This is a genomic window from Methanocorpusculum sp. GPch4, assembly GCF_012062385.1.
Classification (GTDB): domain Archaea; phylum Halobacteriota; class Methanomicrobia; order Methanomicrobiales; family Methanocorpusculaceae; genus Methanocorpusculum; species Methanocorpusculum parvum.
Genome location: NZ_SIJA01000085.1, coordinates 1 through 5683 on the forward strand (window position 1 = coordinate 1; position 5683 = coordinate 5683).

The window sequence follows — 5683 nt, forward strand, 5'->3', positions numbered from 1 at the left end:
AAAAAAACACAAACAAACTATTGCAAAAGAATAAGGGGGGTGCAGCGTTGACCAGTTCCCGAGAATTCGCATATCTCAGTACAATGACCGACGCAAGAGAGCTTAACTGCCGGGTTCGGAATGGGTCCGGGTGGAACCTCTCTGCTATGGCCGCATGATCCCCCAAGCTAAGTTCCCGATTTGAACGGGAGTAGAGTTGCTCTGCAGGCAACCGCGTGGCCGCTCCGCCAACTTAGCACAGTAATCTGGCATAACATATATGCCGTTACTGTTTATAAAGGATATACCTTCAATAGGTTTTGCATTCGGATAACGTCTGGGCACAGCGGATACGTCGTTTGTAAGCAGAAGTAGACAGGTTCTCAAAAGAACAAAGGCACAATCATATGATGCCGAAGTCCATCTACCACACATTTCCATTGACGTTACCAATTCATCCTGCACAATGTCGAGGCATACCAGTTCATAAAGAATCTGGATTTGAGCGTTAGTACTTGCGGACTGAACACGTCGTTGCCTTCGTGCGTACATCCCAAGCCTATTAACCCGGTCTTTTACCGGTGCTCTGTAACGAAATCTCTTTTCAAGCGAAGTTTCAAACTTAGATGCTTTCAGTTTTTATCTCGTGCCACGTAGCTGCTCGGCACTGCCTTATCAGACAACCGATACACCAGAGGTGACGAATGAAAGTTCCTCTCGTACTATTTCATTCTTGCTCTCAGATTTCGAACACTCCCATCAGATAGTAACCGACCTGTCTCACGACGGTCTGAACCCAGCTCACGATCCCCTTTAATAGGCGAACAACCTCACCCTTGGCTGCTGCTGCACAGCCAGGATGGAAAGAACCGACATCGAGGTAGCAAGCCGCCGGGTCGATATGTGCTCTTGCCGGCGACGACTCTGTTATCCCCAGGGTAGCTTTTCTGTAGTCAATAGCCCTCACCAAAAAGGCGTATTGGTTCGTTAGACCCGTGTTTCCACTCGTGATTTCTTGCTGTGCGAAATCACGTCAAGCCAACTTATGCTCTTGACACTCTCCTGTGAGTTGCTGACTCACATGAGTTGACCATAGGGCACCCTTGATATTTTTTCGAGGGTGTGGCGCCCCACCCAAACTGCCTACCTACCGATGTCCTCACCATGAAAGATGAGTGAGAATTACAGCAGAACAAGGATAGTGTCTCAACTGTGGCTCCACTCATACCGGAATATGAGCATTAACACCTACTATCTACGCTGCGCATGTAATACCGTAAGTCAACGACAGGCTGCAGTAAAGCTCCATGGGGTCTTCACTTCCCGATGGGAGTCCCTTGCCTCTGCACAAGGATAAAAGGTTCAACGGATTTGTGGTAGGGACAGTAGAGCCCTTATTAATCCATTCATGCAAGTCGCCAATTAAGCGACAAGGTACTACGCTACCTTAAGAGGGTCATAGTTACCCCCGCCGTTTACGGGTCCTTCGTCCGATTGTAATCAGTGTTCAGATACCCGCACTGGGCAGGATTCACAGACTATACTAGTCCTTACGGAGTTGCAGTCTGCTATGTTGTTGTTAGACAGTTAGAGCTCCCTGGTCACTGCGACCTGCCTAATCACTAGGCAGGCACTCCTTGTTCCGAAGGTACGGAGCCATTTTGCCGAGTTCCCTTACCACAAATAATTCCGACACGCCTGAGTCTTTTCAACTAGGGGCACCTGTGTCGGTTCTCGGTACGGACATTGCGTTACCTTTTCACGGGCACCAGGTGTTTACACACTTACGCCATCACGCTTTCACTCAATTCTCACCATTACGGTACTCCAAGAGTTTATACGATTGGACGGGACGACGGTCCCGCTATGTATAACCCGATGCGTCAGTATTATTAACGCACGGTACAGGAATATTAACCTGTTTCCCTTTTGCTGCACTCAAGTTATGGTGCAGCTTAGGACCGACTAACCCTCGGCTGACGAACATTGCCGAGGAAACCTAGCCCCTTCGGCGGAATGGATTCTCACCATTCTTTGCTTCTACTACTGCCAAAATTCTCATTCCTATACGGTCCACAGGAACTTACACCCCTGCTTCAGCCCATACAGGACGCCTCTCTACTCGATCACGTTCAAAAACGTGCGCCATGGTATCTGCAGTAGGCTTGAGCCCCGTCCATTTTCTGCGCCCTAAATCTTGACTGGTAAGCTGTTACGCACTTTTTAAAGGATAGCTGCTTCTGAGCTCACCTTCCAGTTGTCTTTGACCTAGGACTTCATTCAGTGTTGACACTTAGCCTACATTGGGGGGCATTAACCATGGTCTGGGTTGTCTCCCTTACGGACTACAAGCTTACCCCGTAGCCCGGACTGCCCGACGTCTACAAAGATAGGGAGTTTGGAGTTTTACAAGAAAGCGAGGAATTTCTTCCCCGGGATTTCTAATAGGTGCTCTACCTCACTATCATTCTCGGTCGAGGTCATGCTTAGACATGTTTCGAGAGGAACCAGCTGACACCCGGTTCGATGAATCTTTCACTCCTATACCCAAGTCACGCGAATGATTTGCATATCAATACCGCATGCGGTCCTCCACGCACCTTTCGGCACGCTTCAACCTGCTCAGGCATAGATCACCAGGTTTCAGGTCGTATCCCGTTGACTCCGCGCACTATTAGTACGCCGCGCCAGGTAAACTACGCGCTTGTCGCTTTCGCTGCGGCTGCCCTTGCGGTTAACCTCGCCAGCGGAATACACTCTTTGGCCCGTTCTTCAAAACGTAAGTTACGACGTCGGCAACTCTACTCATACTACCGCCTCGCGACGGGTTCTTTCGAAGAGAAGATCCTTGCACGCCGTAACACACGATCACCGGTTAGTTTCAGGCACTTTTCATTTCCTTTTTAGGGATACTTTTCAGTTTTCGCTCACGCTACTATTTCACTATCGGTTTTGAGGAGTATTTAGTCTTGGAGGTTAGGTGACCCCCATATTCACGTGGGAATTCCAACCCGCGCTACTCAGGACACTTCTAAGCTGTGTTTATCACCACGTACGGGACTGTCACCCTCTAAGGTAAGCCATTCCAAGCTACTTTCATTAGATAAACACATACTATAATGAAGGCCATACACTACATCTCCCTTGCGGGATTCAGTTTAGACTCTTACGGGTTCGATCGCCTCTACTAACGTAATCTCAATTGATTTCTCTTCCTCCCCCTACTGAGATGTTTCACTTCGGGGGGTTCCCCATCCTTACGGATTCACGATAAATCGTGGGGAGGTCCTATTAGGGGATCCCCGGATCACAGACTCCTTGCGTCTTCCCGGGGCATTTCGCTGCTTGGCACGCCCTTCATCGGCTCTCAAACCGAACCATTCACTAACCGGCATAAGAACCAGGTTCTTTAATCCCGGATGTCCCAAAGCTCGGAACATCCAAGGGTATGTCGATGATTGTTTTAGATGATTGTTGGTTACAACAATGTATTATTTGTGGTAAATGGAATATTCAGCATCATGTTGATGTGCTGTTGCCAGGGTCCCTTTGTCTCTCTTAAAGTCTGTCGAGCTACCGACAAAAATACTTTCAGTAAAGAAAGGTTCCGCTGATACCCATTTAACGTCCAAATGCAAAACCTATACACGGCCTCAAAGAGTCAATGACTCTCGGCCCTTCCCCGGTAACTCGCGTTTCCGGGTGCACTGGTAACCGCAACCGGTGACAGAAAATCTGTCACAGCCGGTTACGGAGTGGACGCGTGGGGATTTGAACCCCAGGCCTCGGCGTTGCAAACGCCGCGCTCTTCCAACTGAGCTACGCGCCCCTCACACATTATTCGAGGTTGTTACTGTTTAACAAACCATACAGCGTGAGTATGATATTGATGTGTTGGTATTGTGGCGATTGTACGGTTCATTGAAATGACCATGCTGATTCAGTCATACAGGTTGTGTGTGGATCATTCTTTAGGAGGTGATCCAGCCGCAGATTCCCCTACGGCTACCTTGTTACGACTTAACCCTCCTCACGGAACCTAGATTCGACCCCGGCAAAGACCAGGGACTCATCCAAACCCCACTAGGATGGTTTGACGGGCGGTGTGTGCAAGGAGCAGGGACGTATTCACCGCGCTATAGTGAAACGCGATTACTACAGATTCCAGATTCATGCGGGTGAGTTGCAACCCGCAATCCTAACTAAGGGCGGGGTTCGGAGATTGACTGCACCTTTCGGTGTTGTTACCCATTGTCCCGTCCATTGTAGCCCGCGTGTAGCCCGGATAATTCGGGGCATGCTGACCTACCGTTGCCCATTCCTTCCTCCCCTTTAGCAGAGGCGGTCCCGACAATGTCCCCAGCCATCCGGAGATGCTGCTGGCAATTGTCGGCGTGGGTCTCGCTCGTTGCCTGACTTAACAGGATGCTTCACAGTACGAACTGACGACGGCCATGCACCTCCTCTCAGCTAGTCATGTAAAACCTTCAGATTGACAATCATTCAGCTGTCTTATCCGGTGAGATGTCCGGCGTTGAATCCAATTAAACCGCAGGCTCCACCTGTTGTGGTGCTCCCCCGCCAATTCCTTTAAGTTTCAGCCTTGCGACCGTACTTCCCAGGTGGTGCGTTTCACGATTTCTCTTCGGCGCATCAGTAACACGTGGTTACCGACACACCTAACGCACATTGTTTACGGCTGGGACTACCGGGGTATCTAATCCCGTTTGCTCCCCCAGCTTTCGTCCCTCACTGTCGAAGCTGTTCTGGTAAACTGCCTTCGCCATAGGTCGTCCCTCGAGGATTACAAGATTTCACTCCTACCCCCGAAGTACGGTTTACCTCTCCCAGTTCCAAGACTGCCGGTATCTCTTAGACGCCTTCACGTTGAGCGTGAAGATTTCCCAAGAGACCTAACAGTCAAGCTACGGACGCTTTAAACCCAGTAATAGTGGCCATCACTCGAGCAGCCGGTATTACCGCGGCGGCTGGCACCGGTCTTGCCCTGCCCTTTCTTCACATATGATTTAGATATATGAACAGCCTGCATCGACAGGCACTCAGGGTTTCCTTATCACGATTGCTCGCATTGTAAAGTTTGCGCGCCTGCTGCGCCCCGTAGGGCCTGGATTCATGTCTCAGAATCCATCTCCGGGATCTTGCTCCCACAACCCGTACCGATCAATGGCTTGGTGGGCCGTTACCCCGCCAACAACCTAATCGGACGCAGTCCCATCCTAAGGCGACGGATCTTTCGAGGATATACCATTCCAGGACATATCCACTATGGAGCATTAGCCCCAGTTTCCCGGGAGTATTCTCCACCTTAGGGCAGGTTAACCACGTGTTACTGAGCAGTATGCCGAGGTCTTACACCTCTCGACTCGCATGGCTTAGTCAAACCCTGATAGCAATGGCCTCTGGCAGGATCAACCAGAATTACTATTTTTCTTTCTTTCTTATAGGCACACAGTTGTTTTTCTACGACATAATCACAAAAACACAACCGTATGAAAGGAATCAGCGGTCATTTCAATGAATGTCCGCATCGCCACAATACCAACGTCAGGACCAACAATCACTCCGGGAAACCCGGATGATTCGCGTTTTGTCCTCCACTTAAACAGCTCTACTATATCAGCATCGAATGCTTATATAGTCTTCGAACCGCATTCCGGAAAACTCAGGCATCAGAAGCCGGAGA

The 5683-nt window shown here is 49.8% G+C and carries 1 tRNA gene and 3 rRNA genes; all 4 read right to left on the reverse strand.

From position 1 onward, the window contains the following. Positions 1 to 36 precede the first annotated feature (36 nt). The 4 genes from rrf to EYA77_RS09130 all read right to left on the reverse strand — a co-directional run bounded on the left by rrf (position 37) and on the right by EYA77_RS09130 (position 5419). Positions 37 to 158: ribosomal RNA gene (gene rrf / locus EYA77_RS09115) — 5S ribosomal RNA — on the reverse strand. A 311-nt stretch (positions 159 to 469) separates the two neighbouring features. Beyond that, positions 470 to 3388 (reverse strand): 23S ribosomal RNA (locus tag EYA77_RS09120). Positions 3389 to 3735: 347 nt separating this feature from the next. Beyond that, a tRNA-Ala gene (locus EYA77_RS09125) sits at positions 3736 to 3808 on the reverse strand. Positions 3809 to 3952: 144 nt separating this feature from the next. Continuing rightward, a 16S ribosomal RNA gene (locus tag EYA77_RS09130) occupies positions 3953 to 5419 on the reverse strand. Together the 16S, 23S and 5S rRNA genes with 1 tRNA gene alongside form the textbook arrangement of a ribosomal RNA operon. Positions 5420 to 5683 lie beyond the last annotated feature (264 nt).